The organism is Agrobacterium sp. P15N1-A, from assembly GCF_044626815.1.
Taxonomy (GTDB): Bacteria; Pseudomonadota; Alphaproteobacteria; order Rhizobiales; family Rhizobiaceae; genus Agrobacterium; species Agrobacterium leguminum.
In genome coordinates this window covers 1,149,417-1,170,080 of record NZ_JBIUPF010000001.1, presented here as the reverse complement: position 1 = coordinate 1,170,080, position 20,664 = coordinate 1,149,417, and the positions used below count along the sequence as shown (strand labels likewise).

The following is a 20,664-nucleotide window of genomic DNA, read 5'->3' as shown; positions in this document are numbered from 1 at the left end:
TTGAGGCGCGATTGCTTCGCAGACCGCAGCCAGTAGCTTCGGATCGCGAAATGCGCGGTAGACTAGCCCCAGTGCTTCGATAACCGCTCGTTCGGAAGTGGGTGCGCCTTCTAAGGTGCATCGATATTGACCCACCGAAATTTCAGCGGCGTATTGTCCGCACCATTGGTGATAGGGTGTTGTGTATGTGCGAAGGACCGCGAAGCTCATGCCGCACCGCCGCTCTGCTTACGCTGGCGGGACTTCCATTTCACATAGTCGATGAATGACATGTCGCTATCGTAGTCGAGCCAGTCCTGATAGCGCTGCTGTCCGCGCGAAAGCTTCGGCGGCGATGGGCTGTTTGCCACCGCTGCGCGCTTGCCTTCTTCGGTGACGGTGAAAACGTCGCTCTCGCCAAATAGCTCTACCTTCGCCCTGCGGCTCATGAGACCCATTGCGGTCAATTCCATGCAATGAGCGTGGTCACTACCGCCCGCGCCGGTAACGAAACCGTTGCGGTAAAAGGTGCCGCGTCCGTACTGGTCAAGGCCAAGCGAGTGCTGAAGGATATTGAGATGGGCGGGCGTCATTCTCGTTCGCCTTTCTTTTTCTCGGCGCGTAAAATGCGCATCGCGCGGTTGCGGTTGCGCTTGGCGAGCATGATTACCTCGTCCATTTCGTCTACGATGCGCCGGGCTGCTTCCGCTTTTGAGAGGAAATCGCCGGTTTCTGTTTCGGGGGCGAGGCTGACGTGCCGTTCCATAGGATCGCCATATGAGACGACATAGCGACGATTAACCATTGGAGCCGCCCTCCTGCCTCGCTGATGCTGTGGGGGTGGTGCGATGCTGTTTGCAAAGTGATTGAACGGTCGCGATGTGATGCCGCAAATCATCCAGCCACTCTTTTTGATTTTCGCCCCCGCGCCAGTTGATGCAGCCTGCCCAAGACGCGAGGTCGTATGCCGCATCTGCCAGCGCGACGACGCTCGACACGTCCTGCACCCGTGCGGAGAGCGCGGAATATGCTTCGCGGGCGCGGCGCAGATCGCCCACTGTGATATCGATTTCCATGCCCCTGTTTCTCGCAACCTGCCAAAGCTCAACGTTATCGTTGAACCGGATGAGGCCGGGGATTTCGTTGTACCTGTCTGCTTTTTCGGCGAACGGTCGCAAAGCCATCACGGCGACGGATGGCGCGGGATGCGGCGGACGGTCGTAGACAGCGGTTTCCGAGATTTCAAATTCTTCGATGTCATCGTCGGATATGTTCTTTTTGGTGTGGAAGAAATCCACTTTTCGGTGCGGGCCACGGCCATCGCAATATCGCACCGTGCTTTCGTAAACATAACCGTAGGGCTTCACCGGCTCCGCAGCGGACAGGGTGGCTTCTTCTCGCTTGATGACAGCATAGATTTCCGCAATCACGCAGGCATCTTCGATAGCTCCGCCAAAAACCTCGTCAACGATTTTGCCTAAAAGGTCGCGGCTGATTACCTCGCTCATGCTGCACCGCCTTCCGGCGCGGGCTGGCTCGGCAAGGGCATCCAGTGCGAAAAGACATGCTCCGGCCACACGGTGGTATAGGAGCGCTCGAACCAGTGAAGCGTCTCGCCGTTGAACTCGTGGCCTTTCTTATTCCAGAGAATGGAAATCGGGCATTTGTGCACCGTGTGCCACGCCTGAATAGCCGTTCCGTTCCGGGGCGCGGTGTCCATCGTCTTCCACAGGTTGACGGCGGGTAACGGCGCTTCAGGATAGAGGGGCTTCGGGTCGCAAAAGAATTCAGCGGCCATTTCCTGCACGTCAGCGCGATCCATGACCATGTGAAAGCACCCGGTCTTGTCTTCCCAATACCACGCAAGCGGCGTTGAGGCCGTGGGGCTGGCAATGAGTTCGCCGCGCTGGTGCAACATCATGGCAAGGTTCGCCACGTCAACCGGGTCACCTTTTGCGACGTGCTGAACCAGCATCTTGGAAAGATCGGCCTGCGAACATGCCGCCTTGTCTTCCCATCCGCCACGGCCTTGGTCTCGCTTTTTTGCAAGCTTGATCTTCATCGCGGCGGCGAAGCGATCCACCGCGAAATCGTCAGCGTGGTATGCGGCGGTGAAAGGGGTCGCGGGGTCGCGCAGAATCACCGCGCCCGCCGTCAAAATCATCTTGGGGGACTTCATCGGCTCGCCTCCTGCTTGACGGGTTGGCTGGCCCACTCGGCGAGTGCCATGGCGATCTCGTTTTCTGTCGCGGTCACCTTGGACGCGTTGCGATAGGGAACGATGGTGAGGCTTTCCGCTGCATTGTCATGCAACAGCTTGGCAAACGTGGTGACGTAAAGCTGATGCGGCAGGCCGATCCAAACCGGAATGTGTTGGTGCTTGTCGGCGAACACTACAATCGTGTCGCAGCCGGGCGGCATGTCGATCATAACCGAGACGCCGAACACGCCACCATCCTGTACGCGAAAGGACGGCTTCCGTTGCTCGCGTTCCGCCTCGCGGCTCATGATAACGCGCTGATCGTGGGCGGCGCGCAAGGTGGTGTCGGACAGCAAGCCGCCGTTGCCACCCTTGCCGCCTGCGCCGTTCATGTCGAACTCGACGCAATCAATAAGCTTCTTCGCTGCTTTGACGATATCTGTCATCGGGTGGCCTCAAGGTTTTTCCGCCAGTCGAAAAAGCCAAGTGCGCCTTTGACCGGGATGAATTCGCAGGGTTTGGGATTGGCCAGCACGAAGCCGTACGGGCCGAAGAACCACGGGCTTTCGTGGCGCGTGACGCAATCTACGATATCGACGGTTCCGACGATGCCGCCACGCGGCAGGCGACGTTCATCTTTTCGGCCCGGAAAGGCAGGCCCGGCGTCGCCTTCTGGCAGGGCGGCGCGGGCAACATAAAGACCGTCAAGCCACTCTTCCGCCGTCATGCCCTTGGCGGCGTGGATGCAGACCGGGCCGCGAAACTTCGTCGGCCACGTCCGGTTCTCGACCGGCTTGCCGAGTTCGAAAATGCAATGAACCCATGGCTGTCGGACCGACAGCGCCAGTTGCGGCAGGGCGGCAAGAGTGGAAAGCTGCTCGGGCGTCATGCTGCGCCCTCGATCTGGACGAACGTGGCCGCAACGCCTTCAACAACGAAGCGCCAAGCGTGGCCTTCGCCCCACCAATAAATGATAAGGTCATGGTGACCGGGTTCCAGTTCGCTGTTGGCGATAAGCTCGGGAATGGAGTCGGCCATTGTTTCCCAATCCCAAGCCAGCGCGAAATAGTTGGCGTAGGTGGGAAAGCTTTGGTCGGTGTCCCATGAGCCGTCTTCACGGATTTCAAGCCGGAACACACCAAAATAGCGATGCTCTGCGAAAGTGATGGCATCACCGTTTTTCACCGGGATGTGCGGATAGTTGTCACTGTCGTCGGCCTCGTCCTTGTCAGCCGGGCGCAGCACGTAGGAGCCTTCAATCCTCTGAATGAAGGCGTCCGGCGTCGTGGCCGGGGTGGCGGTGGTTTCGTCGCACCACTGCTCGGGAACGAATTTCAGTTCGGTCATGGTGGTGGCTCCTGCTATTCGAAAGGTAAGTTGCGCTTGCCAAGCTGGAAGCGCGAAAGCTCGAAGCTCGCTTCGCGAGGCGGTTCCGGTGCCAGCATGGGCGAGCGGGTACATTCTTGGGAGAAGAAGTAGAGTTCCGAAGAAGCGGAAGAGAGCGCGTTCTGATAGAAGCGCTCAAGCCAATCGTGATCGAAGTGAATGGCGCGATAGTTCCGGCGCATGGAACCGAGATGATTGAGCCGCTGTGGGTTCATGGCGACCACTTGGATTTTGTTGTCGTCGCGCGTGGCGGCGAGCTTCTTCCGTAGACGTCTCATTTCATTTTCTGTCGCAACGATAATGAGGTCGCCCGGCTGCGCGGCGGCAAGCATCGCCGTGGTGCGGCCCGTGCGCCGCGCGGTCATGCCATACACGTCAAGCGTGGCCGTCAAAAAGAGGATCACGTCATCACTTCGCATAGTGAACTCCATTGATGATGCGGACGGATTCGACAAAGCCGGGGCGCTGGCGGCGGGCCTTCTGTTCGGCGCGCAGGGCGTTGGCGGCGGTCGTGGTGATTGTGAAGCCGTCATAGAAGCGGACACGAAACAACGGCTGTCGGGCTTCGGTCTGGCTGTCGGTTTGCTGCTGTTTCATGCTCTCGCTCCGTCCGGCTGGATGGAGGCGGGCGGCGACCGCCCGCGCTCCGGGGGAAATCAGGCCGACATTTCCGGCTTGCCTGCGAACTTCGGCAGGCCAAGCTCTGCGGCGGTTTCGTGCAGGGCGAAGGTCACGGCCTTGGTGATGTGGGTATCGGGCCGGTAAAGCATGCACGTCCACGAAAGCTTGCCTTCACGGAGGCGGTAACGCAGGCGCACGGGCAAGCGGATGCTTTCACCCTGGAAGAACGGCGCGATATTGAGGACGAACACGCCCGGCACGGTGATGGGGTCGCCGTTGGCGTTCTTGTGGTCTTCTTCGAAGACGATCTGGCTTTCACCGGTTTGCAGTTTCACAGCCGTTTTGACGCGGGTTTCAGCGTTGATCTGCAAGCCCTGCGAAAGCACCACAAGTTCGTTCGGATAGGCCACTTTGGCCTTGAACAGCAATTCGAGGTCTTTGGTTTCGTCAGAGTCCGGCGAGGCCAATTCCGCGATATGGTCTTCGATGAATTCGGCAAACTCATTTTGCGTCAGGGCCTTGCCATTGATGCCCTGCCAAGCTTTCCACTCTTCGGAAAGCGGGAATGCATAGTGCACGCGGTGCTTGCCGTTGTCCGGGTCGTCGCCATGGTAGTCGATGACGGCGGTGAACGTGGGGTTGCGCCAGTCCGTCACCGCAAAGATGACGCTGTTTTCCGTCTGATGGCGCTCGACAAGCTGGACAAAGGATTCCAGCGTCTCAGCGACGGCGGTGCCTTGCTTGCGCTCCGGGCGGGTGCGCCACGCTGCGAAGATCGCGGACACGTCTGCGAGCCTGCCGCTGCTCGGGTCCAGAAGCGCCGGGACGGTGGAGGGAATGCCCTTGGCGTCGGCAGGTGCCGGAACCTGCACAATCGCGGCGTTGGTCAGCGCCGCAAGCTTTGCGATTTCGGCGACGGCGGTTTGGGTGAGTTGGTCCATTTCGGTTCCTCTGTTGGTGCGCCGGTCACTGGCCGGTCGCGGTTGCTAAAGTTGGGAAATCAGCTTGCGGAGACTTCGCGCGGCGAAAACATGTCGTGCTGGCGGGGATGTTCGGTCGAAAGCGCGCCGTCCTCGACAACCCAAAACACCGAGTTCTTGCGCGGCAGCTTCGGGGTTTTGGATTCCATGTCGGCAGCAATCGTCACCATGCCGTCCTTGACGGACAGGGAGAGTTTCAGGGTCACGGAACCCTTAAAGCTCTGCATGGGGTTGGCTTCGGACATGTCCGAAAGCTTTTCCAGCGTCTGGCCGATCTCGGCGGAAAAGGCGGGGTTTAGCTGGCCGTTTTCCAACATGCCGATGATGGTGGAGGCATCGCGTATTTTCTTCATGCGGATGGTTCCTTGTGGTTTGGAGGATGGTCACGCGCGCCCGGCGGCGGTGTGGTGGCGCTTGATTTCGGCGATGCTGGTGGCGCAAAGCGCCGCGCCGCCGATGATGGCGAGGATGAGGACGGCGCAAGCGCAGGCGAGAAAGAACCGGCCATAGGGCGGCGTTGCCTGATGCGGGCGCTCTGTCGGAATCATGGGGTAAATCTGGATCAAGGCTGTCTCCATCCGTTCGGGAAACCGCCTCGCGCGAGGCGGAAACCGGAGCGGATGACTAGGCTGTGAAATCGCTGATGTTGGCGGTGATGTCTTCGAGGCTGGAAACGGCTTCCTCAAGCGCGTCAATCGCCTCTTGAGCCGTGCTGCCTTTTTCGCCGTCCTGAAATGATTCCGGCATGTTGTCGTAATATTCCTGCTCTTCGTCGCGGCAGGTTTCCAATATGCCCTTGGCCTCATCAATCATTGCGGCGGCGCGGGCGATTTCCTTGCGGCGTTCCTTGTTCATGTCTTTCTCCGTTGATGCTGTTGGATGATGGCCCGAAGGCCATCGCCGAACGGCATCAAGCGGCCTCGCGTGCGTCCTGAACGCGCATGTCGTGGAAGCGGGCAATAGCTGCATCGCCGCAGCGGTGGATTTCATCGGCGGTGAACCATTCCCGAAGGTCGGCTTTCGTGCAGCCTTCGCCCACGCGCTGGATGGCGTCCGCCATTGCCTGCGTCAATTCGGTGTCGTTCGCGGTGTTGATGCGCATTCCGGTATCTCCTGATTGGGTTGGGGTGAGCCTTTTTGCCTCATGCTCGGGAGGGCTTTTCAGCGGGACAACCGGCCTGCGACGAAGCCGATTGCGACCAGCAGAACGCTGGAAAGGAGGTCCATGGCGAAGGAAAAGAAGAGGGCCTGCATCGTGACGAGAAGGCCCGCCGCCGTCGCCAAGGCGATATTCTTCGCGGTCGCCATGGTTAGAGGTACTTGGCCAGATCAAGCCCGACAGTGGACGCGATCTTCGCAAGCACTGCTTTTTCGTCGTCGGAAATGCCGCCGCTGTCCGCCACGTCCAGCGCGACCAGAAGCACGGTTTCGCTCATGTCGTGGTCGGCCTTGATGTCTTCGATTTCTCTGAAAAGACCAGCCTTGCCCACGCGGCCCACGGCGCGGTTGCACATTTTGTCCATCGTGGTTTCGATGGCTCGGGCATCGAACGCGCCGGAAAGGGCGGCGTTGGATTTCACAGCGGCGACGGCGGCGAGGAGTTCGCTATCGTCAAGGTCGCCGTCCGCAGTGGCGACGAGGGCCGACGCGGCGCAAACCGCTTCTAGAAAATCAGTCTTGCCGGAAAACTTCTTTGCCTTGTCTCCGACGAGGCTTTTGAACATTGCAAGCATAAGGCTCCATCCTTCTTTCGTTGAGGGAGCCGGGCGGCATGTTCACATTTCGAGGGTGCGCCGCCCGGCAGTCTGCCGCGCCGCAGAGAGGTTTAGCGGCTCGGATGAGTTGGAAAATAAATCCAATTACGCGTTTGTCAATCTATAATTGGAAATAAAATCCAACTCGCGAAAACGACTCGACTCTCCACCCGTTTTTGCAAATATTAGAACGGAAGGAGAACAAAATGGGCTATGCGTTGTTGAAATATAAAACGTTCACGCTGTTTCTGCGGTGTGAAAACTGCCTTCGGGAGACGTCTAAGGCCATCGAAATCCCTCCGGGCGATGACAGCCCGCGCGACGTGGATGAGTTGCTTGAAAGCGGCTTCCTAGCGCAAATCCCGTTTGCGTGTGGCCCTTGCGGCAATCCGATTGCCCAACTGATCGGAGTAAAGGAGTAAAGCCATGCGGGAAACCGAAGTTTTGGAATTTGTTATTGTTCCCCCATACCCGAAGCGCCACCAGATAGCGGCTTCAGAGGCGCATTTCTCTGACTTTCTCAGACGGCGTTTCCGGGGTTATTCTTTCAGGGTGGCGGGGATCGCGCCTGTTGGGTCGGATGACGATGATAGCTTTCACGTCATCCCTGTTATTAGCTTTCTAGATGACGCGGGGAACATGCGAATGTGTGAACCGCCCCAGCCTTGGGTTATTGCTGAGATTAGCGAGGCGTGCCGCGAGTTCACGGCAAACAAACGCCGCTGGCTCTCTTAAAACGACAGGTCGTTTATGATGCGGCGCGCAAGTGCGATAATCTCAACCTGTGTGCCGTCGTCCGCCGAGTAGTCCCGATTTATTATGATCGGCTTGTGTCTTGCGTTCGTAGAGCGCGGGTGGAATTCAGTCCTGTCCTGATAGATTTCCACCTGTTTGACGGACCATTCACGCGTCATGCCGCCGTCCTTTGAGCGCTCCACTACGACCACCATTCCATCCCGAAGCACCACTTCGTTGGCAATGTCTTCGAACGATACGGCGACAATTCTGTCGCCTTCTAGGATTGGGCGGGGCTTCAGGTCGTTCATCGAGTCCCCGGATACGTCGAATATCATCTGCCGCGCATGGGGAAACCGATCATCTGGCGGCACTGAGACTAGTTCTCGCTCTCTTTGATCGAAGGCGTCAACTTCTCGGAATGTTCCGGCTTCGACCCTGCCGATGACGGCGGCTGCGACAAGTTGGCCCTGAATGGGCTTGACGTTTTGATGGTCTGCTACTTCGATGCCATCTCTCAACCAAAGATGGGAAACGCCCAAGGTATTAGCCAAGGTTTTCAGCGTATCACCGCGAGGCTGGCTGATGTCTCCGCGCAGATATTTGTTTACGCTGTCATAGGGAATACCGGAGCGGTTCGAAAGCTCCTTCTTCTTCCAGCCCTTGGCGTCCATCGCCTCTTGTAATCTGTGCCACCAATTCATGTTTGCCATCATAGAGCCGGAGTTATTTTCCGTTTTGGATTTCTGTTGCCTTGTAATTGGATTTTAAATCCATTATTGGTGCGTGCATGGACACGACACCGACCCTCACAATTGCTGAAATCATCAGCCGCGCTGGCGGCCCCAAAGCAATTGCGGACGCGAGCCGGTTGACTGTCGATCCCTTCTCTAAGGATGCGGTTTACAAGTGGGCGAAAGGCGGGATTCCAGATCGCCATTGGCCAATCATCATCGCGCTTACCAATCTGGAAGTTTCGGCGATCTATTCGGCAAACCTCGCGGCGAGGGGCAACGTCTTTCCGCAACTTTTTCATGAGGCCGCAGAATGAACGGCCTCTTTTCTCTTTCGCGCGGCCAATCCTCCCGGCCTGCTGCGACCCGCGCCGGTGCGCTTTCCTTCTTCTCGCCCGGCGCGGGCAACTCTCGTTTTGCATGTGGGCCTCCGTAACTTCCTGATGCCCTGAAACTCTCATCTCCAATCAATTCCCACCACGGGAAAAACGCCGGGATTTTCCCGGCGCGGGAAAGGTATTGTCTCATGATTTCAAACGCATGGTTTCACCGCATCAAAGCCGCGCAACGTGACCTTATCCGCCTCGTGGGCGGTATCGAGCGTGCAGCGGATATTTCCTCCATTTCGAAAAGCCATATCGGGCGCATGAACAACGCGACCGACCCGGAGTTGATGCCGCTGCACGCTGTCTATGCGCTGGAAAGCGAATGCGGTGTGCCGGTCGTCACCTCTGCCATGGCCGAATTGAACGGGCGGCGGTTGTCAGACCCGGAAGGCGAGCGCGCCGCCGAACAGTGCGTCGTCGTCGCCTATTCCGACATGGTGCGGAAGGCTGGCGATTTGATCTCCGGTGGCGCGGTCGCGATTTCCGACATGATGGTAACGCCCGCCGAGGCCACGAAGATGGACCGGGACGCGGCGGAACTGGAGGCGGGTCTAGCCGCGCTCCGCAAGGCGCTCGCCAGCGTGAAAGCCAAGGGCGGCCATAAAGTTGGGTTTAGTGTTGTCGGGGGTGCGGAATGAAGCCTCTGACCGATCCGGCTATCACCGAATTGATGAATCGCCCCTTGTCAGACAGTGCAAGGGGCTTTTTGCGCGAGGTAAAGTTCCAACGCGGCAAGCTGGAACTTTATACACCCGTTCGGCGGCGGCTCGCCGAAGAGTGCCGCCGCTGCGGCTATGTTCATATTACCGCCGATGGCGAAACAGCCAAACTGACCGGCTTGGGGCAGGCGTATCTTGACCGTTTGATGAGGGCGCACTGATGGCCCCTTACAAACAAGTCAAACTCCCCAAGCCCGGCCCAAGCGCCCTTGTCGTCATCACCGCCGCCGTCCGTGACGGCGCGGTGACGGTCGAATCTCAACAGCAGGGCGTTGCGGCAAACAAGTCAGTCAGCAACGGCTATCTGACGCGGGACAAGAAGAACGGGAAAACCTATTACCCGACCGACCGCGCCCGCGAAATGCTGGCGATGCTTGAAGGTATTGCGGAACCGGGCGACATGCTGGAACGCGGAACGGAAACTGCCGTGGTGCCGGTCGCGGACGCTTCCGGGCTGGTCGCAACGGTAGAGCGGGCGCGTGCGCTGCTGGATGAAGGCGACGTAATGAACGCCCGCATCGTGGCATCGGTCGCCTATAATCAGGCGAAGACCGCCGCACAGTTTGCGGAACAGATCGGCGCAACGGAAAAGCTGGTCGCCAAGGCCCGGCGCATGCAGGCCGACGCGTTGTTGATTGAAGCCCGCGCGAAAATCCTTATTGCCGACAAATGGGACGAGGCGCGGGCGGCGGGTGAAGTTTCCAAGGGCGGCAGGCCAAAACCCGTTTCCGATGGAAACGGGTTAACGGCGGTCGATACCGGGCTTTCCCGCAAGGAAATTCACGACGCCCGCAAACTCGCAGCGGCGGAACATCGCGAACCCGGCATTGTCGAACGGGCGATTCAGGCGCGGCTTGCCGCCGGGCTGGAACCGACGAAAGCCAATCTTCGTGCGGCGGTCGGCACGGCCAGCGCCACGAAAGAAGAGCGCGGGGCAAACCTCTATGAGACGCCGCCGGAAGCGATGTTTACGCTGCTGGCGCTGGAAGAATTCTCCGCATGTGTGCTGGAACCAGCCTGCGGGCGCGGTGCCATCTCGCGCATGCTGGAAGCGTTTCACTACGGCGTCGTGCTCGCCGATATCAACGATTACGGCACGGCGGACAGCAATGGCGAATTGCAGGCTGTGCAGGACTTCCTGATATCACAGCCGGACGAACCCGGTTCATACGATATCGTCACCAATCCGCCCTACGGTGACGTGCTGAATGCCTTCGTGGCTCATGCCCTGCGGGTCTACCAGCCGCGCAAGATGGCGCTTTTGCTCAATCTGAATTTCCTGTGCGGGTTCGCGGACGATGACCGAAATTTCGTCATGGACGATTGCCCGCCCGCGCGCGTCTACGTCTTCAAGCGCCGCCTCCCGATGATGCACCGCGACGGATGGGACGGAAACAAAGCCAGCAGCCGCATGAATACGGCATGGTTCGTTTGGGAACGTGACGAGGCCGGAAACTACGGCAGCGCCACCATTGTCCGCCGCGTGGACTGGAAGGATTACCAGCCTCAGCAACCCGCCGTTACATCGGAAAGCGAGGCGGCATGAGCGTTTACGTTGACGACATGCGCGCGCCCTTCGGAAACATGGTCATGTGCCACATGTGGGCGGATTCGGATGATGAACTGCTTGCCATGGCGGACCGCATAAGCGTGCCGCGCAAATGGATTCAGGGGCATCCTGTTCTTTCGTTTGGCAAACATCGAAATGCCAGTTGGGTTCATTTCGATATCGCGCTTTCGAAACGCGCCCTTGCGGTCAAATTTGGGGCTATCGAGACTGACAGGTTTGGCCCGGTCATTCATACGGCCAAGCTGCGGCTTGCCGGTGCCCTTGCTGCCGGGAATGAGGATGAAGCGCAGGCCGCGCGGGCGCGATTAGCCACGATTGAGGGTATTCGTGCGCGGCAAGGCGGTGCGCGATGACGGGTCTTGTCGATCCTGCCCGCGCTCGCGAGTTAAAAGCCGTTGATCGCCTGCGCTACCTGTCGGCGCGCATCGACGGCGACGTATGGGCTTTCGAGCCACGCGGGAACAATATCGCAGTCATCGCCCGCCGTTCGACGGGTGATGAGGCGCTTATCTGCACGCTGCATGCCGACGCCCTGCCGGACGAACGCGACCTGATTTGCGGGGCGGCGGAAAATCTCGCCTTTCTCTTGGGCCTTATCGGTCGGGCTTCTGATGCCGTTCGGAACTTGAAAAAGCAGCTGGAGGCGCAGCAAACCGCCGCCGTGCGGAAAAAATACGCGGCGCAGGCCGCAATCCTGCTTTCCGACCGCACCTTCCAGCGCTTCCTTGAAATCAAGGGTGCGGGCGGGCCGGTGCGCGACAAGATGCAGGCCGACACCCGGTTGAAAAGCATCCTCGCCATTTCCAGCAAAAAAGAAATCGACAATGACCCGCGCGCGCAAGCCGCCTTCCTGCATTTTCGGAAGGACTTCGAAGCGTGGAAAAGAGGGGGTTCCCGGTGAGCGACCGCATCTTTCCAGAAGTTTCCATTTCCTACGGCGACAAGTCCACCAAGGCCATGCAGATCACATGCGCCTGCTGCGGCGCTGTCGCCTATTTCCCGCATCAAACCGGGGTCAACCGTAAGCCGCCAATCGCGGCAACTCAGCATTTCCAGAACAAGGGATGGGTGGTCGGCAACAATCCGCGCAAGGATTTTTGCCCGATTCATGCCAGCCCGGCCAAGCGTAAAGGACAGAAAGCCATGGCGGACACCGTAGCGACGATTGCAGACAAGCCCCGCGAAATGACCCGTGATGATCGTCGGATTATCAATGACAAGCTGGACGAGGTTTATGGCAAGGACGCCTACAAATCCCCCTGGACGGATGCTGCCGTGGCGAAGGATTTGGGCGTTCCGCGCGATTGGGTGGCGCAGGTTCGCGACCAGTTCTTCGGCCCGGCAGGATCGAACCCGCTTTATGATGAATTCCTGAAAGAGACGAAGCTGGTGGAAGGGGCGTTCCTCGCTTGCGAGGAAGCGACCGCACGCGCCGAAAAGGCTGCTGCCGACCAGCGCCGGGCGCACGGCGATCTTTGCAAGGCCATGGACAGCTACCGCGCTCTGGCGCGCAAGGTAGAGCGGGAAATCAGCCGATGACCGACCTTATGCCTATCGTTGAAATTCTGGCGGACTGCCAGACGGACGCGGCGCGCGCGGACTGGCTTTTGCGCGCGCCGCAGGGCGTCATCTACCGCGACCATACCACAATCCGCCGGGTTTTGCAGGAAGCGCATTTTACGCTCGGCGTGGACGCGCTGGACGTAGAATTCGCAGCTATCAACGCCACGCGCCTGCCGGACGGCGGATTGCCGCATACGGTCGTTCTCGGCGTCCATGCCGTGCGCTCTTTCCTGCGCGACGTGGTGCGGAAAGGCGGTGCACAGTGATGGAACCGGATCACGGCGCAATGTCGCGTGCTTGGTCTTGGCGTCACGCGGTCGGTAAATCCGGCCTGCCGCCGATCACGCGCCTTGTGCTGCATACGCTTGGCCTGAAAATGGATGCGACCGGCGGTTCCTGCTATCCGCCGATTTCGGAACTGGTGGACCTGACGGGCCTCGACAAGAAAACCGTTCTGAAACACCTCGAAATCGCCGAAGAAAGCGGTTGGATTGTCGTCACGCAGCACGGTTTTCGCGGCCAGAAATGGAAGCGGAACGAATACGTTGCGCGGTGGCCGGGACGCGACCTTTCCGGCAATGCCGCCAGCAGCGAAGACAATGAAGGTGGTGGAAATCCTCCACCACGTTCAGACGATGCCCGCACCTTCCAAGGTGGTGGAGCCGTTCCACCACGTTCGCCGGAAAAGGCGGTGGAAATGGTTCCCGAAGGTGGTGGAAATGACGACCGGAAGGTGGTGGAGGAGTTCCACCAAGATAAGAATCTTCCAACTAACATTCCAGAAAACTCTCCAGCCGCTGGCGCGGAAGAGGGAGTTTTGAAAAAGGTTGATCGAAAAAAGATAGAGCACGCTTTCACGCTGTGGTTTGCGACGTGGAAAAAGGGCGATATCGAATATGCCCGCAACGCATGGTTCGCTCTTTCCCCGGAAGATCGGACCGAGTGCGTGGAGCGGACGCCCGCCTATCTTCGTTGGGCCAAGCCCGCCGACCTGATGGCCGCAGCGGTCTACCTCAAAAACCGTCACTGGCGCGACCTGCCGGAACATGTTCTTGCTGAGCCGATCAACACCCACGGGATTGCCAAGGTCTGTGGCAAGCTCTGGATGGGGACGCGCTTTGAGGCGTTGTCGAAAGAGCCGACCGGGTTGCTGTATGTGACCAGCTTTGACGAAACCCGCATCGCCAAGGGCATGATTTCCCGCGAACAGCTTGTGTTCGAAAAGCGCCGTGACAATGGCTGGCCACTCGTCAACACCATGCGCGACCTTGCCCGTCGCCGCGAGCCTTTCAACACGTCGCTCTCGCTTCTCCCATTGGTGCAGGACTTCCGGCAGGTGCATCGCGACAGCGATGTGTTCGCCGCATGGAAGCGCCTGCATGAACGCAACGGCTGGCCCTTTATCGAGCATCCGCCCGAATGGGTTTACTTCCCCCCGGTCGATGACGGGGCTGACGATCTCGAAGCGGCAGTTGATGCCGCGCTTTCCAAATTTCTTTCCACCATCAGCGAGGGACGCACCAATGATGCATAACGTGAAGATTTATGCCGCCAGCAAGCCGGTCAACCCGGAGCTTTATGACCTGTCGCGTTTCGCGTCTCTGTTCGACCAGATGCAGAACACGAAGCGACTCAACGTCACCATGCTTTCCATGGCGGCGGAGAATCAGCCGGGAAAACACGAATGGTTCGTGGTGGAGACGAAGCATAAGGCGGAAAAAGCTGTTGAAGACGCCCTTCGGAAAGCTGGCGTGAAAGTTTTTCTCCCGCTCGAAACCATCGGTGAAACGGTCGTTCGCGGTCGCATTATCCCTGCTGTCTCGCGTCCTCTTCTGCCGGGATATGTACTGGTCAACATCGTCTATTCTCCCGCCGCAGTCTGCGGTATTGCCCGGCTGGAAGGTGTCGCGGGCTTCGTTGGCGGGATGGTTCACCCTCATCGTGTATCAGACGAGGAAATGAATCGTTTCAAGGCTTTCGGCGATGACGATACTGCGCCTGACGTGAAGCACTGCGAACAGTTCAAGCGCGGCGATAAGGTTCGTTTCGTGCTTGGCCCCTTCGCCAGTTTCGGCGGCACCATCCTGAAATTGCGCAAGGATCGGACCGTTGACGGCGAGCGCGTTGCTACCGGCGCTGTGGTGGCGGTGGAAGTGTTCGGCAAGGTTTCGACCATCGAAGCCCCTCTTGCATTGCTCGAACAGTTGTGACTATGCATAGCGCAGGATGATCTGCTGATCCTGTGCAGGCGCGCCGGTTTCGACCGGCGAGTGGGGTTCCAAAAACCTCCACGCTGGTAAGCCGGGGCGGACCCTGCCTTGACGCTCTCGCCAGAGAGACCGATTCAAGGCCAGTGCGACAGCTATATCATCGGCGGACTTGAGCGAAGGCGACCCTAACCCGGTCGCCTTTTTCGTTTGCATAGGGTGTAGGCAACTTCCGGGAAAATCTGACGATGGCTGTTCTGTCCATGAAGTGGGCCGACCGCAATCTTGCGGAATACGGCGACCGGATAGCCGAACTGAAAAGGCGCTTCCCGACAGTTCTGCCGCGTATCGTCAATCAGGTCGGCAACAGAACGAAAACCGTTGTCATCCGCGAACTGACGAAACAGACGGGCTTGCCGCGCGCCACCATCGTCAAGGCCATCGGCAATCCGGCAACCGCGAAGCCGGGCCGCTACGTCTATGACATGACCACGCGGGGCGGAAACATTCGCCTCAAATATCTACGCCCGAAGGAAACCGAAGCTGGTGTCTTGGCTCGGCCATTCGGAAAGCCGACGCTCTATCCCGGCGCGTTCCTGCGTGGTGGACAGTTCCCCGACCGAAAGCCGGTGGCGCAGTTCAACGGCCATGCCTATTACCGGCTCAACCGCTCAGGCACGAAGATCACCTTTGCCCGCTCGGGCGTCTTCATCCCGCAGGAAATGACGAGCGGCGCGACAGCGGAAGCATTCCAGCGCATAGCAGCGCCCTTGCTGAAAGAGCGGGTCGAAGCCGCCCTTGCCAAGCTGGTCCCCTGACCGGCCACCCCGACCCCCGACCTTGACCCGCCCCATACCCCCCCTCGGTCGGGTCCTCCCCCAAGAGAGGCCAAGTAGCGGGTGTGGGCGACTGCGGGATTTCGCTCTGTGAAGAAAATTATAGGGGGGTTCCACCGCCCTTTCAGTGGAATCGGAATCAGATGGCAAAGAGCTATCCTGACGAGTTGCGTGAACAGGTCGTGGCCTTCATGGACGAGGGCCACACGGTCCGGGAGGCGGCGGCAAAGTTCAACGTCAGCCCGAGTTTCGCGGCCAAATCGCACAAGAAACATGCGGAAGCTGGCGAAAGCCTCCCGCTGCTTACAGAAACGGCACCTGCCGAACCGGAAAAGCCCTCGCTCGATATCGAAATCACCGCGTCCGAACTGGCGGAACTGCTGAAGGTTTCGAAGCGGGCGGTATCGGATTTCGTAGAGCGTGGAATCGTGGTGAAGACAGAACGGAATCGCTTCGATCTTCGCCAGTCTATCCAGCTTTACTGTGAGCATTTGCGTGGTGTTGCCGCCGGTCGCGGCGGTGATGGCGCGGATGTTCTGACAGCCGAACGCGCCCGACTGGCACGCGAACAGGCAGACCAGACAGCCATGAAAAACGCGGCCATGCGCGGCGAACTGATTTCGATGACGGACGTGCGAAACGAGTGGGTTTCGATAGGCCGACGCATCCGCAACGCCGTTCTGTCGGTGCCTTCTCGCTGTCGGCAGATGCTTCCGCATCTCACGACCTACGATGTGGACCTGATCGGCCAAGAAATCCGGTCGGCGCTTACCGAACTTGGTGACGAGGACGATGACAACGGCGCTGGCGACATTGCGGCGAGCGGTATGGGACAGCCTGTTGCCGCCGCCGAAACTTCGGCTGTCGGAATGGATTGAACATACCGTCCATCTGCCGGAAGGCGTTTCATCGCTGACCGGCAAGGTTCGGCTGTGGCCTCCGCAGCGTGAAATTGCCGACGCCATTGGCGATAGCGCGATTGAGCGGGTAACGCTGGTCAAGCCGGTCCGCGTCGGCTTCACGACGCTGCTGACCAGCGCCATGGCAAGCTTCTGTTCGAACGACCCGTCGCCGATCCTTTCGCTTCTGCCGACAGAGGCCGACTGCCGCGACTATATGGTTTCGGACGTTGAACCGATTTTCGATGCGTCGCCAGCGCTTCGCGGTCTTTTGACCGGCGATACCAGCGAAGGCGGACGCAACACCCTTCTTGCCCGTCGCTTTCCCGGCGGCTTCCTGAAAGTCATTGCCGCCAAGGCACCGCGCAACCTGCGCCGTCACAATGTCCGCATCCTCTTCATTGACGAGGCGGACGGCATGGATGCGACGAAGGAAGGGTCGCCGATCCTGCTGGCGGAACGCCGCACGCTGTCCTTTGCGGACCGCAAGATTGTCATGGGTTCGACGCCTGTTTACGAGGCGACCAGCCATGTGTTGCGGGCCTATGAGCAATCGGACAAGCGAATTTATGAGGTGCCTTGCCCCGAGTGCGGTCACTTCCATGAAATCACATGGGCCGATATCCATTGGCCCGAAGGCGAACCGGAAAAGGCGTATTATGTTTGCGTCGAATGCGGTTCTGTTGTGGAGGAACGGCACAAGCCGGGCATGGTGGCGAATGGCCGCTGGCGCGCTCTTCGACCGGAAATCAAGGATCATGCCGGTTTCCGCATGAACGCCCTGATATCGCTTCTGCCTAACGCCTCCTGGGGGCGGCTGGCGCGCGAATTCGTCACGGTCAAAAACGACCCTTCGACGCTTCAAACCTTCGTCAACACCATCCTTGCCCAAGGGTGGAAAGAGGACGGCGACGAACTGGACGATATCGAGCTTGCGGGCCGCGCCGAAGATTTCGGGCTGGAAAATATCCCGGTCCAAGTCTTGATTATCACCGTCGGCGTGGACGTGCAGGATGATCGTCTAGAAGCAACCTTCGTCGGTTGGGATAAAGAGGGCATCCCTTACGTTCTCGGCCATACCGTTGTGTGGGGTCGCTACGATGACCATACCACATGGGCCGAACTGGATGTTGCTCTGACCACGCAATGGGACCATCCCCTTGGTGGCAAGATCAAGGTCGATGCTGTTTGCGTCGATAGCTCGGACGGCGAGACCATGGAAACGGTCTATCGCTTCGCGTTCCCGCGCTTTAATCGCCGTGTTCTGGCGATCAAGGGCGCTGCGGGCAACCGGCCATGGATTGAGCGCTCAAAAACGAACGTGAAGGGCGGACGCCTTTTCATCGTCGGCGTGGACGGCATCAAGAGCCATATTTTCGGCAGGCTGACCCGGCCCAAGTCCATCCGGTTTTCGAAAGACCTGCCGGATGTCTGGTACGAGCAGCTTGCGGGCGAAAAGATGGAAGTCCGCTATTTGCGCGGCCAGCCAAGCCGCCAGTTCGTCCCGATACCGGGCCGACGCCACGAGGCGCTTGACTGCACCGTTTATGCCTTCGCCGCCCGCCAGATGGTCAATGCCAATTGGGCGCACCGCGAGGGCGAGCTTTCGACGCCGCCGGAACCGGCGGTCGCCACCTACACACAAGAAATCGCGAAACCGGAGTGGCTTGCATAATGGCGACTACAGACGATCAAATTGCTGCGCTTGAAGATGCAATCGCAATGGGCGCGCGAAAGGTGATATTCCACTCTGGCGGCACACGCCGCGAGGTGGAATATCACTCTCTCAAAGACATGAGGGAGGCACTCGCCGCCCTGAAATCCACCCGGTCGGGCGGCTCCCGCACCATTTACGCGGCGCTCGACTGATGGGCCTCGCGACCATTCTTGACCGGACCATTGGTTATTTCTCGCCCGAAGCTGGTCTTCGGCGGGTAAAGCACCGCGCCGCGCTGGCCGTCATGTCACGCGCATATGCTGGTGCAGAAACCAGCCGCCTGAAATCCGGCAGGCGCGCACCATCCACATCGGCGGACGCGGAAATCGCGCGCGCCGGTCGGGCGCTTCGGGACCGCATGCGCGATCTCGCCCGAAACAATCCTTACGCTGCCAAGGCGATCCACGAACTTGTCACCCACGCTATCGGTGACGGCATCATTCCCCGTTCGAAGAACAAAAAGCTCAACAAGCTTTTTGCGGAGTGGAGCAAGGTTTGCGATGCGGACGGCGATCTTGATTTCAACGGCTGTATCAACCTCGCGGGCCGCGAAATGTTTGAGAGCGGTAACGGTCTGATCCGACGCCGCCGCCGCAGGCTGGAAGATGGCCTGCCGGTTCCGCTGCAAATACAGGTGCTGGAATCGGACCTGATCGACACCACCAAGGAAGGCGTGCTTTCCGATGGCGGCAAGATCATTCAAGGTATCGAATTTGACGCGATTGGCAGGAAGCGCGCCTATTGGATGTTCGGCTCGCATCCCGGCAACAGCTTCTTTGACCCGAAATCCACGATTGTTTCAAAGCCGGTTCCGGCGTCCGATATTGCCCATGCTTTCGAGAAGCAGCGGACGCAGGTGATGGGCGCACCGTGGGGCGCGCCAGCAATGGTCGATACCTACGATCTGGCGTCGTACGAGCAATCGGAATTGACGCGCAAGCGGCTGGAAGCCTGTATCGTTGGCGTCATGACGGGCGGCGACGAAGCCGACCAGCTTGGCATGCCAATGACGGATAGCCAGCCCACCAAGCCCGGCATCTATGACGTGAACGGCAGGCGTGTCGAAAAATTCGAGCCGGGCATGTTCTATAATGCCGTTGGTGGTCGGGGCATTGAGTTTTCGCAACCGGCAGTGACGGACAGCTATGATCCGTACAAGAACTCGATGCTGCACACTATTGCCGCAGGTTGGCGCGTTCCTCATGCGATCCTGTCCGGTCGGCTCGACAAGGTGAACTATTCGTCCAGCAAGGTTGGGCTTGAAGGCTTCCGCCGGACGATCTCCGCCGTTCAATGGCTCATCATCATTCCGATGCTGTTGCAGCCTATTTGGGACTGGTTCTGCGAAGCGGCTTACTTCGCTGGCATCATCAAGACGCCCAAGGTTCCCGTGGAGTGGTCGCCGCCGCGCTTCTATTCCGCCGATCCGCTCAAAGATGTGAACGCCCGTATCAAGGAAGTTCGCTCGGGCTTCCGCTCTCTGTCCAGCGTTATCGCCGAGATGGGTGAAAACCCGGATGACGTGCTGGACGAAATCGCGTCCGACGCGGCCAAGATCGACAAGCGCAAGCTTGTTCTCGACAGCGACCCCCGGCGGATGTCTCAGGCCGGGCAGGTGCAGCAGCGGGACGAAACAGACGACCCGCCCGACGACAAGTCGGAAGACGACAAGGAACCCGACGATGACGAAACTTGAACTGCGCAAAGCCCCTGCGTCCCTGCCGATGCAGGTTCGCGGGCAAGACCTCAATATCGGTTCTATCGATGAAGAGGCGCGCACCGTGACGCTGGTATTCACGACCGGCGCGGCGGTGCGCCGCCTGCGCTATACCGGATGGGACACGGCTGTCCCGTTCGATGAAATCCTTGTCGTCAGCGAACGGGCGCTGGACCTCACGCGTATGAATTTGGGTGCGCCGGTTCTGGACAGCCATTCCCGGTGGTCCACCTTTTCGCAGATCGCTGTTGTTGAACGGGCATGGATCGAAAAGGGCGAAGGATGGGCGACCATCCGTTTCCCGAAGGCCGGGATTGATCTTGCCGCCGACCGCATGTTCGGGCTGGTCTCTGACAAGATCATCAAGAATGTGTCGGTAGGATACTCCATCGATAAAATCCGGGTGGAGGAAGCGGCCAAGAAAGGCGAGGTCGAAAAGATTTTCGTGGAGCGCTGGACGCCAAACGAGATTTCTTTTGTCACTGTTCCCGCCGATCCCGGCGCGCAGGTCCGGTCCAGCGAAGCCACCTTCCCGCTCTCTATCCAGTCTGCCGCCGGTCACGGCCTTCGTGCCGCCCGCATGCGTATGGCCGAAGAGGCCCGCCGCTTCGGCTGACACTCATTCCAATTTTTTCAGTTCGCCGCCTGACTTCCACCGGGG

General features: G+C 59.2%; 34 protein-coding genes. 16 read left to right on the top strand and 18 right to left on the bottom strand.

Going from position 1 to position 20,664, the window contains the following annotated elements; all coding sequences use genetic code 11:
* Window positions 1-206: 206 nt before the first annotated feature.
* Genes ACIK7D_RS05860 through ACIK7D_RS05785 form a run of 16 tightly spaced genes read right to left on the bottom strand, consistent with a single transcriptional unit; the run spans window position 207 to window position 6,890 of the window.
* The gene (locus tag ACIK7D_RS05860) at window positions 207-572 is read right to left on the bottom strand and encodes a hypothetical protein (RefSeq protein ID WP_400155819.1); all 366 of its coding nucleotides are present in this window, start codon (window positions 570-572) and stop codon (window positions 207-209) included.
* On the bottom strand, window positions 569-784 hold the full coding sequence (locus tag ACIK7D_RS05855; RefSeq protein WP_400155818.1) for a hypothetical protein: 216 nt from the start codon (window positions 782-784) through the stop codon (window positions 569-571). The genes ACIK7D_RS05860 and ACIK7D_RS05855 overlap by 4 nt, the downstream gene beginning before the upstream one ends.
* Complete coding sequence (locus ACIK7D_RS05850; protein WP_400155817.1) at window positions 777-1,487, bottom strand: hypothetical protein; 711 nt, start codon at window positions 1,485-1,487, stop codon at window positions 777-779. Before ACIK7D_RS05850 ends, ACIK7D_RS05855 begins: the two co-directional genes overlap by 8 nt.
* Window positions 1,484-2,158, bottom strand: a complete 675-nt coding sequence (locus ACIK7D_RS05845) for a hypothetical protein (protein WP_400155816.1) — start codon at window positions 2,156-2,158, stop codon at window positions 1,484-1,486. The genes ACIK7D_RS05850 and ACIK7D_RS05845 overlap by 4 nt, the downstream gene beginning before the upstream one ends.
* The gene (locus ACIK7D_RS05840; protein ID WP_400155815.1) at window positions 2,155-2,625 is read right to left on the bottom strand and encodes a hypothetical protein; all 471 of its coding nucleotides are present in this window, start codon (window positions 2,623-2,625) and stop codon (window positions 2,155-2,157) included. Before ACIK7D_RS05840 ends, ACIK7D_RS05845 begins: the two co-directional genes overlap by 4 nt.
* Window positions 2,622-3,068, bottom strand: a complete 447-nt coding sequence (locus ACIK7D_RS05835) for an ASCH domain-containing protein (protein ID WP_400155814.1) — start codon at window positions 3,066-3,068, stop codon at window positions 2,622-2,624. The genes ACIK7D_RS05840 and ACIK7D_RS05835 overlap by 4 nt, the downstream gene beginning before the upstream one ends.
* The gene (locus ACIK7D_RS05830; protein ID WP_400155813.1) at window positions 3,065-3,526 is read right to left on the bottom strand and encodes a hypothetical protein; all 462 of its coding nucleotides are present in this window, start codon (window positions 3,524-3,526) and stop codon (window positions 3,065-3,067) included. The genes ACIK7D_RS05835 and ACIK7D_RS05830 overlap by 4 nt, the downstream gene beginning before the upstream one ends.
* A 14-nt stretch (window positions 3,527-3,540) precedes the next feature.
* Window positions 3,541-3,984, bottom strand: a complete 444-nt coding sequence (locus ACIK7D_RS05825) for a hypothetical protein (RefSeq protein WP_400155812.1) — start codon at window positions 3,982-3,984, stop codon at window positions 3,541-3,543.
* The gene (locus tag ACIK7D_RS05820; RefSeq protein WP_112200747.1) at window positions 3,974-4,162 is read right to left on the bottom strand and encodes a hypothetical protein; all 189 of its coding nucleotides are present in this window, start codon (window positions 4,160-4,162) and stop codon (window positions 3,974-3,976) included. The genes ACIK7D_RS05825 and ACIK7D_RS05820 overlap by 11 nt, the downstream gene beginning before the upstream one ends.
* Window positions 4,163-4,221: 59 nt before the next feature.
* Window positions 4,222-5,127 carry a YfdQ family protein gene (locus ACIK7D_RS05815; protein WP_400155811.1) on the bottom strand — a complete coding sequence of 302 codons (906 nt, stop codon included), beginning with the start codon at window positions 5,125-5,127 and terminating at the stop codon, window positions 4,222-4,224.
* A 59-nt stretch (window positions 5,128-5,186) separates the two neighbouring features.
* The gene (locus ACIK7D_RS05810) at window positions 5,187-5,519 is read right to left on the bottom strand and encodes a hypothetical protein (protein ID WP_174022781.1); all 333 of its coding nucleotides are present in this window, start codon (window positions 5,517-5,519) and stop codon (window positions 5,187-5,189) included.
* Window positions 5,520-5,549: 30 nt separating this feature from the next.
* Window positions 5,550-5,732: a hypothetical protein gene (locus tag ACIK7D_RS05805; protein ID WP_400155810.1), complete on the bottom strand. Its 183-nt coding sequence runs from the start codon at window positions 5,730-5,732 to the stop codon at window positions 5,550-5,552.
* A gap of 58 nt (window positions 5,733-5,790) precedes the next feature.
* Complete coding sequence (locus tag ACIK7D_RS05800; protein ID WP_400155809.1) at window positions 5,791-6,021, bottom strand: hypothetical protein; 231 nt, start codon at window positions 6,019-6,021, stop codon at window positions 5,791-5,793.
* A gap of 55 nt (window positions 6,022-6,076) precedes the next feature.
* Window positions 6,077-6,268, bottom strand: coding sequence for a hypothetical protein (locus ACIK7D_RS05795; protein ID WP_112200742.1), 192 nt, complete (start codon window positions 6,266-6,268; stop codon window positions 6,077-6,079).
* 59 nt (window positions 6,269-6,327) lie between these two features.
* The gene (locus tag ACIK7D_RS05790) at window positions 6,328-6,474 is read right to left on the bottom strand and encodes a hypothetical protein (RefSeq protein WP_400155808.1); all 147 of its coding nucleotides are present in this window, start codon (window positions 6,472-6,474) and stop codon (window positions 6,328-6,330) included.
* Between the two features lie 2 nt (window positions 6,475-6,476).
* Window positions 6,477-6,890, bottom strand: coding sequence for a tellurite resistance TerB family protein (locus tag ACIK7D_RS05785; protein ID WP_400155807.1), 414 nt, complete (start codon window positions 6,888-6,890; stop codon window positions 6,477-6,479).
* 236 nt (window positions 6,891-7,126) lie between these two features.
* On the opposite strand from ACIK7D_RS05785, the gene ACIK7D_RS05780 reads away from it, so the two are divergent.
* Window positions 7,127-7,342, top strand: a complete 216-nt coding sequence (locus tag ACIK7D_RS05780) for a hypothetical protein (RefSeq protein WP_400155806.1) — start codon at window positions 7,127-7,129, stop codon at window positions 7,340-7,342.
* Between the two features lie 309 nt (window positions 7,343-7,651).
* On the opposite strand, the gene ACIK7D_RS05775 is transcribed toward ACIK7D_RS05780, so the two are convergent.
* On the bottom strand, window positions 7,652-8,359 hold the full coding sequence (locus ACIK7D_RS05775) for a helix-turn-helix domain-containing protein (protein WP_400155805.1): 708 nt from the start codon (window positions 8,357-8,359) through the stop codon (window positions 7,652-7,654).
* An 86-nt stretch (window positions 8,360-8,445) separates the two neighbouring features.
* Here ACIK7D_RS05775 and ACIK7D_RS05770 point away from each other — a divergent pair, with 86 nt between their 5' ends.
* The 5 genes from ACIK7D_RS05770 to ACIK7D_RS05750 all read left to right on the top strand — a co-directional run bounded on the left by ACIK7D_RS05770 (window position 8,446) and on the right by ACIK7D_RS05750 (window position 11,417).
* Window positions 8,446-8,706 (top strand): carph-isopro domain-containing protein, encoded by a 261-nt coding sequence (locus tag ACIK7D_RS05770; protein WP_182590475.1) that lies wholly within the window; start codon window positions 8,446-8,448, stop codon window positions 8,704-8,706.
* A 209-nt stretch (window positions 8,707-8,915) separates the two neighbouring features.
* Window positions 8,916-9,413 carry a hypothetical protein gene (locus ACIK7D_RS05765; protein WP_112495673.1) on the top strand — a complete coding sequence of 166 codons (498 nt, stop codon included), beginning with the start codon at window positions 8,916-8,918 and terminating at the stop codon, window positions 9,411-9,413.
* Window positions 9,410-9,655, top strand: a complete 246-nt coding sequence (locus ACIK7D_RS05760; protein ID WP_174022775.1) for a hypothetical protein — start codon at window positions 9,410-9,412, stop codon at window positions 9,653-9,655. Before ACIK7D_RS05765 ends, ACIK7D_RS05760 begins: the two co-directional genes overlap by 4 nt.
* Window positions 9,655-11,040, top strand: a complete 1,386-nt coding sequence (locus ACIK7D_RS05755) for an SAM-dependent methyltransferase (protein ID WP_400155804.1) — start codon at window positions 9,655-9,657, stop codon at window positions 11,038-11,040. The genes ACIK7D_RS05760 and ACIK7D_RS05755 overlap by 1 nt, the downstream gene beginning before the upstream one ends.
* Window positions 11,037-11,417, top strand: a complete 381-nt coding sequence (locus ACIK7D_RS05750; protein WP_367354099.1) for a DUF4031 domain-containing protein — start codon at window positions 11,037-11,039, stop codon at window positions 11,415-11,417. Before ACIK7D_RS05755 ends, ACIK7D_RS05750 begins: the two co-directional genes overlap by 4 nt.
* Window positions 11,418-11,449: 32 nt before the next feature.
* Here ACIK7D_RS05750 and ACIK7D_RS05745 read toward each other — a convergent pair whose 3' ends face one another.
* Window positions 11,450-11,920 carry a hypothetical protein gene (locus tag ACIK7D_RS05745; RefSeq protein ID WP_400155803.1) on the bottom strand — a complete coding sequence of 157 codons (471 nt, stop codon included), beginning with the start codon at window positions 11,918-11,920 and terminating at the stop codon, window positions 11,450-11,452.
* Window positions 11,921-11,961: 41 nt separating this feature from the next.
* Here ACIK7D_RS05745 and ACIK7D_RS05740 point away from each other — a divergent pair, with 41 nt between their 5' ends.
* The 10 genes from ACIK7D_RS05740 to ACIK7D_RS05695 all read left to right on the top strand — a co-directional run bounded on the left by ACIK7D_RS05740 (window position 11,962) and on the right by ACIK7D_RS05695 (window position 20,619).
* Window positions 11,962-12,603 (top strand): hypothetical protein, encoded by a 642-nt coding sequence (locus ACIK7D_RS05740; RefSeq protein WP_400155802.1) that lies wholly within the window; start codon window positions 11,962-11,964, stop codon window positions 12,601-12,603.
* Window positions 12,600-12,893 (top strand): hypothetical protein, encoded by a 294-nt coding sequence (locus ACIK7D_RS05735; protein ID WP_010970900.1) that lies wholly within the window; start codon window positions 12,600-12,602, stop codon window positions 12,891-12,893. Before ACIK7D_RS05740 ends, ACIK7D_RS05735 begins: the two co-directional genes overlap by 4 nt.
* On the top strand, window positions 12,893-14,161 hold the full coding sequence (locus ACIK7D_RS05730) for a helix-turn-helix domain-containing protein (protein ID WP_400155801.1): 1,269 nt from the start codon (window positions 12,893-12,895) through the stop codon (window positions 14,159-14,161). The genes ACIK7D_RS05735 and ACIK7D_RS05730 overlap by 1 nt, the downstream gene beginning before the upstream one ends.
* Window positions 14,103-14,837, top strand: coding sequence for a transcription termination/antitermination protein NusG (locus tag ACIK7D_RS05725; RefSeq protein ID WP_400156020.1), 735 nt, complete (start codon window positions 14,103-14,105; stop codon window positions 14,835-14,837). Before ACIK7D_RS05730 ends, ACIK7D_RS05725 begins: the two co-directional genes overlap by 59 nt.
* A gap of 245 nt (window positions 14,838-15,082) precedes the next feature.
* Window positions 15,083-15,652, top strand: coding sequence for a hypothetical protein (locus ACIK7D_RS05720; protein ID WP_400155800.1), 570 nt, complete (start codon window positions 15,083-15,085; stop codon window positions 15,650-15,652).
* Between the two features lie 161 nt (window positions 15,653-15,813).
* Window positions 15,814-16,548, top strand: coding sequence for a MerR family transcriptional regulator (locus ACIK7D_RS05715; protein WP_333898844.1), 735 nt, complete (start codon window positions 15,814-15,816; stop codon window positions 16,546-16,548).
* A complete protein-coding gene (locus ACIK7D_RS05710) occupies window positions 16,463-18,244 on the top strand; it encodes a phage terminase large subunit family protein (protein ID WP_400155799.1) in 1,782 nt (593 codons plus the stop codon). Before ACIK7D_RS05715 ends, ACIK7D_RS05710 begins: the two co-directional genes overlap by 86 nt.
* The gene (locus ACIK7D_RS05705; RefSeq protein WP_112200667.1) at window positions 18,244-18,438 is read left to right on the top strand and encodes a phage head-tail joining protein; all 195 of its coding nucleotides are present in this window, start codon (window positions 18,244-18,246) and stop codon (window positions 18,436-18,438) included. Before ACIK7D_RS05710 ends, ACIK7D_RS05705 begins: the two co-directional genes overlap by 1 nt.
* Window positions 18,438-19,982, top strand: a complete 1,545-nt coding sequence (locus ACIK7D_RS05700; RefSeq protein WP_400155798.1) for a phage portal protein — start codon at window positions 18,438-18,440, stop codon at window positions 19,980-19,982. The genes ACIK7D_RS05705 and ACIK7D_RS05700 overlap by 1 nt, the downstream gene beginning before the upstream one ends.
* A complete protein-coding gene (locus ACIK7D_RS05695; RefSeq protein WP_400155797.1) occupies window positions 19,969-20,619 on the top strand; it encodes a hypothetical protein in 651 nt (216 codons plus the stop codon). Before ACIK7D_RS05700 ends, ACIK7D_RS05695 begins: the two co-directional genes overlap by 14 nt.
* Window positions 20,620-20,664 lie beyond the last annotated feature (45 nt).

Bases quoted from the DNA above. Each gene is read 5' to 3' on its own strand.
- ACIK7D_RS05860 (WP_400155819.1), bottom strand. From the start codon at position 572: ATGACGCCCGCCCATCTCAATATCCTTCAGCACTCGCTTGGCCTTGAC.
- ACIK7D_RS05855 (WP_400155818.1), bottom strand. From the start codon at position 784: ATGGTTAATCGTCGCTATGTCGTCTCATATGGCGATCCTATGGAACGG.
- ACIK7D_RS05850 (WP_400155817.1), bottom strand. From the start codon at position 1,487: ATGAGCGAGGTAATCAGCCGCGACCTTTTAGGCAAAATCGTTGACGAG.
- ACIK7D_RS05845 (WP_400155816.1), bottom strand. From the start codon at position 2,158: ATGAAGTCCCCCAAGATGATTTTGACGGCGGGCGCGGTGATTCTGCGC.
- ACIK7D_RS05840 (WP_400155815.1), bottom strand. From the start codon at position 2,625: ATGACAGATATCGTCAAAGCAGCGAAGAAGCTTATTGATTGCGTCGAG.
- ACIK7D_RS05835 (WP_400155814.1), bottom strand. From the start codon at position 3,068: ATGACGCCCGAGCAGCTTTCCACTCTTGCCGCCCTGCCGCAACTGGCG.
- ACIK7D_RS05830 (WP_400155813.1), bottom strand. From the start codon at position 3,526: ATGACCGAACTGAAATTCGTTCCCGAGCAGTGGTGCGACGAAACCACC.
- ACIK7D_RS05825 (WP_400155812.1), bottom strand. From the start codon at position 3,984: ATGCGAAGTGATGACGTGATCCTCTTTTTGACGGCCACGCTTGACGTG.
- ACIK7D_RS05820 (WP_112200747.1), bottom strand. From the start codon at position 4,162: ATGAAACAGCAGCAAACCGACAGCCAGACCGAAGCCCGACAGCCGTTG.
- ACIK7D_RS05815 (WP_400155811.1), bottom strand. From the start codon at position 5,127: ATGGACCAACTCACCCAAACCGCCGTCGCCGAAATCGCAAAGCTTGCG.
- ACIK7D_RS05810 (WP_174022781.1), bottom strand. From the start codon at position 5,519: ATGAAGAAAATACGCGATGCCTCCACCATCATCGGCATGTTGGAAAAC.
- ACIK7D_RS05800 (WP_400155809.1), bottom strand. From the start codon at position 6,021: ATGAACAAGGAACGCCGCAAGGAAATCGCCCGCGCCGCCGCAATGATT.
- ACIK7D_RS05795 (WP_112200742.1), bottom strand. From the start codon at position 6,268: ATGCGCATCAACACCGCGAACGACACCGAATTGACGCAGGCAATGGCG.
- ACIK7D_RS05790 (WP_400155808.1), bottom strand. From the start codon at position 6,474: ATGGCGACCGCGAAGAATATCGCCTTGGCGACGGCGGCGGGCCTTCTC.
- ACIK7D_RS05785 (WP_400155807.1), bottom strand. From the start codon at position 6,890: ATGTTCAAAAGCCTCGTCGGAGACAAGGCAAAGAAGTTTTCCGGCAAG.
- ACIK7D_RS05780 (WP_400155806.1), top strand. From the start codon at position 7,127: ATGGGCTATGCGTTGTTGAAATATAAAACGTTCACGCTGTTTCTGCGG.
- ACIK7D_RS05775 (WP_400155805.1), bottom strand. From the start codon at position 8,359: ATGAATTGGTGGCACAGATTACAAGAGGCGATGGACGCCAAGGGCTGG.
- ACIK7D_RS05770 (WP_182590475.1), top strand. From the start codon at position 8,446: ATGGACACGACACCGACCCTCACAATTGCTGAAATCATCAGCCGCGCT.
- ACIK7D_RS05765 (WP_112495673.1), top strand. From the start codon at position 8,916: ATGATTTCAAACGCATGGTTTCACCGCATCAAAGCCGCGCAACGTGAC.
- ACIK7D_RS05760 (WP_174022775.1), top strand. From the start codon at position 9,410: ATGAAGCCTCTGACCGATCCGGCTATCACCGAATTGATGAATCGCCCC.
- ACIK7D_RS05755 (WP_400155804.1), top strand. From the start codon at position 9,655: ATGGCCCCTTACAAACAAGTCAAACTCCCCAAGCCCGGCCCAAGCGCC.
- ACIK7D_RS05750 (WP_367354099.1), top strand. From the start codon at position 11,037: ATGAGCGTTTACGTTGACGACATGCGCGCGCCCTTCGGAAACATGGTC.
- ACIK7D_RS05745 (WP_400155803.1), bottom strand. From the start codon at position 11,920: ATGCAGGAAGGCGGCTTGCGCGCGCGGGTCATTGTCGATTTCTTTTTT.
- ACIK7D_RS05735 (WP_010970900.1), top strand. From the start codon at position 12,600: ATGACCGACCTTATGCCTATCGTTGAAATTCTGGCGGACTGCCAGACG.
- ACIK7D_RS05730 (WP_400155801.1), top strand. From the start codon at position 12,893: ATGGAACCGGATCACGGCGCAATGTCGCGTGCTTGGTCTTGGCGTCAC.
- ACIK7D_RS05725 (WP_400156020.1), top strand. From the start codon at position 14,103: ATGCCGCGCTTTCCAAATTTCTTTCCACCATCAGCGAGGGACGCACCA.
- ACIK7D_RS05720 (WP_400155800.1), top strand. From the start codon at position 15,083: ATGGCTGTTCTGTCCATGAAGTGGGCCGACCGCAATCTTGCGGAATAC.
- ACIK7D_RS05715 (WP_333898844.1), top strand. From the start codon at position 15,814: ATGGCAAAGAGCTATCCTGACGAGTTGCGTGAACAGGTCGTGGCCTTC.
- ACIK7D_RS05710 (WP_400155799.1), top strand. From the start codon at position 16,463: ATGACAACGGCGCTGGCGACATTGCGGCGAGCGGTATGGGACAGCCTG.
- ACIK7D_RS05705 (WP_112200667.1), top strand. From the start codon at position 18,244: ATGGCGACTACAGACGATCAAATTGCTGCGCTTGAAGATGCAATCGCA.
- ACIK7D_RS05700 (WP_400155798.1), top strand. From the start codon at position 18,438: ATGGGCCTCGCGACCATTCTTGACCGGACCATTGGTTATTTCTCGCCC.
- ACIK7D_RS05695 (WP_400155797.1), top strand. From the start codon at position 19,969: ATGACGAAACTTGAACTGCGCAAAGCCCCTGCGTCCCTGCCGATGCAG.